Genomic DNA, 2,503 nt, shown 5'->3' with positions numbered 1-2,503 from the left:
GCTGCGACGCCACCGCCCGCTGCTGCTCCGCCCACGGCGCCGGCCAGTGCGCCCGTACCGGACGCCCCGCCGCCGCTGTACGCCTCGGCGCCGGTCCAGGTCCCGGTCCCGGTACTGACCGCGTTCTCCGCCGTGAAGGTTCCCGGCCCGGAACCCGAGTACGCAGCGGTGGTGGCGTTGATCGCGCCACCCTCTGAGCTGTCGCCGATCATCCCGGGCATTCCCGGGGCGGGCGGGATCCCGGCGGCGATCGCCCGCATCTCCGCTGTGGGCGCCCTGAGTTCGGACTGGACACGCTCGGCGACCTGGATGCCGCGCGCCAGGTGCTCGGCGGCCAGCCCCAGAAGCGCCGCCTGACCGGGCGGAGTCACGAGGGTGGGGCCGAGGGCGGCAGCACGCGCGATGAACTCGTTGACGATCCCGATTACCTCGATCGTCCCGCGCACCACGATCTCGGCGGCGACCGCAGTCACCCGAGCGATCTCGACCGCGGACTCCGACAGCGCACCCACCGTCCGGCCGACCTCGGCGATCGACTGCGCAGCGCCCAAGGCGGCCAGCGAGTCCCACGACTCCGACAGGAGCCGCTCCAGGGGCGGCCCCAACTGCTGGGCGACCTCCAGCCCGTCGCTGACCGGCGCCATGACGTTCTGCGCCTCCGCGGGGACGAACTCCTCCTGGGAGAGCAGGTCGAGGATCTGTTTGATGGGGCCGACGTAGGCCAGGGCATTGGCGATCATCGGGTCACACCGTCCGCTCGGTCAGGTCCCCGCCGGCGTTGCCGATGGCACGGCCGCCGGACGCATCGGTGTCCTCGAACAGCCGGGCAGAATCCAGCACCAGATCCCCGGCGGCGTCGGACACCCGGGCCACGCCGGCGAGCACGTCGCGGTGTCGCGAGGTGGCCTCCAGCAGTGCCGACATGAAGTCCGCACCCACCGGGCCCAGCACCGGCGCCACGGCCGCGAGCGGTACCGAATCGACAGCCTCGAGCGCGCTCCCGAGCGTCTCCGCCAGGGTGGTCAGCCCCGTGCCCAACTCCCGCACACCGTCGACATGGACCTCGAACGACCCATCCGCCATGGTCTTGCCCCCTTGAGTACTGTCTTCTTCCCCCGTCACAGGGTTCGACGGCCAGGGGAGACGATCCGGTTCCAGCCAGCGTGGAAAAAGGTCGATGTGGAATCCTGACGGGCATGGACATCATCGTCGTGGACCACCCCCTTGTTGGAGATCGCCTCCGTACGCTGCGCGATTCCGCCACCGACACCGCGGGCTTCCGGGCCGCGATGGACGCCCTCGGGACCATGCTCTGTTACGAGGCGTTCCGCTCCGTACCGACCGTGGAGGTCCCCGTGACCACCCCCGTCACCACGACGACCGGGGTCGCGGTCGACGGCTCTCCGCTCATCGTGCCGGTGCTCCGGGCCGGCCTCGGACTGCTGGAACCGGCGACCCGACTGCTGCCCGGCGCGCAGGTCGGCTTCATCGGCCTGGCCCGCGACGAGGAGAGCCACGAGCCCGTCTCCTACCTGTGCTCCCTCCCGGACGACCTGGCCGGGCGCCACGTGGTGGTGCTGGATCCGATGCTCGCGACGGGCGGCTCACTGGTCAACACCCTCGAGACGCTGACCGGGCGCGGGGCCACCGACATCACCGTGGTGACCGTGCTCTGCGCGCCCGAGGGAGTGGACCTCGTGCGCGCCTCGGGCCTGGCCGCCACGCTCGTCACGGCGACGATCGACGAGAAGCTCAACGAGGACGCGTTCATCGTGCCCGGCCTCGGTGACGCCGGCGATCGCCTCTTCGGGCCGCGCTAAGTAGCCGCGGCTGTACTTCAGCCGCGGCGCCGCGTCAGTTTGGACGACTCTGGTCGCGATATCGTCGCGAATCTCGCAACTGGTTTCGGCCAAACGCGGGGTGAGCCGCACTCAGTCTTCGGTGACCGCTGCAGCGACCGCCCCGGCCACCGCGTCGGCGACGGCCCCGGCCAGCTGATCCAGCCGGCGCTCGGCTTCGGCGCGTGAGCCCTTCCGAGCCCCGCCGTCCCGAGCCCCCGCATTACCCGTGGACTCGGACATGGCCTCCGACTCGGCGTCTGATGCTGACCCCGGCGCGCCCCAGGCCTCGACGTAGGTCTTGAGCAGCGGTTCGGTGCCGGAGGGACGGACCACCGCGCGGGCGCCGTCCACGTCCACGCGGAAGCCGGGAGTGCCGTCCAAGATTCGCACCTCGCCGATGGCGCCCAGGGTGTCGGCGGCCCGCGCCATCGTCGCGGCGACATCCGCCCCGGGCCCCAGCGGCAGGGTGTCGTTGCGCCGCACGTGTACGCCAAATTCTGACTCCAACGCCGCGAGCCGCTCGCCGACGGTCGGGCCGCCGGAACCCACCATCGCGCACCACGCCGCGGCGGCGGAGATGCCGTCCTTGTCGGCCACGACGTCCGGCAGCACGCAGTGCCCGATCGCCTCCTCGTACGCGTACCGCAGCGGCTGCCCGGCGC

Annotated in this window: 2 protein-coding genes and 2 pseudogenes; 1 reads left to right on the top strand and 3 read right to left on the bottom strand. The window is 71.9% G+C overall.

The features are described 5' to 3' along the window. Positions 1–740: pseudogene (locus G6016_RS10655) on the bottom strand (C40 family peptidase); the annotation flags it as partial. Positions 741–744: 4 nt separating this feature from the next. Continuing rightward, on the bottom strand, positions 745–1,083 hold the full coding sequence (locus tag G6016_RS10650) for a type VII secretion target (protein ID WP_182632635.1): 339 nt from the start codon (positions 1,081–1,083) through the stop codon (positions 745–747). Positions 1,084–1,196: 113 nt separating this feature from the next. On the opposite strand from G6016_RS10650, the gene upp reads away from it, so the two are divergent. Beyond that, positions 1,197–1,820, top strand: a complete 624-nt coding sequence (upp, locus tag G6016_RS10645) for a uracil phosphoribosyltransferase (protein ID WP_182632634.1) — start codon at positions 1,197–1,199, stop codon at positions 1,818–1,820. 111 nt (positions 1,821–1,931) lie between these two features. Here upp and G6016_RS10640 read toward each other — a convergent pair. Next, positions 1,932–2,503 (bottom strand): annotated as a pseudogene (locus G6016_RS10640) (hypothetical protein); the annotation flags it as partial.

The sequence above is a fragment of the Dietzia aerolata genome, assembly GCF_014144865.1.
GTDB lineage: Bacteria > Actinomycetota > Actinomycetes > Mycobacteriales > Mycobacteriaceae > Dietzia > Dietzia aerolata.
Note: the sequence above shows the minus strand (reverse complement) of the source record. Positions and strands in the feature narration are given on the sequence as shown.

Coding starts and splice junctions, on each gene's coding strand:
- G6016_RS10650 (WP_182632635.1), bottom strand. CDS start 1,083: ATGGCGGATGGGTCGTTCGAGGTCCATGTCGACGGTGTGCGGGAGTTG.
- upp (WP_182632634.1), top strand. CDS start 1,197: ATGGACATCATCGTCGTGGACCACCCCCTTGTTGGAGATCGCCTCCGT.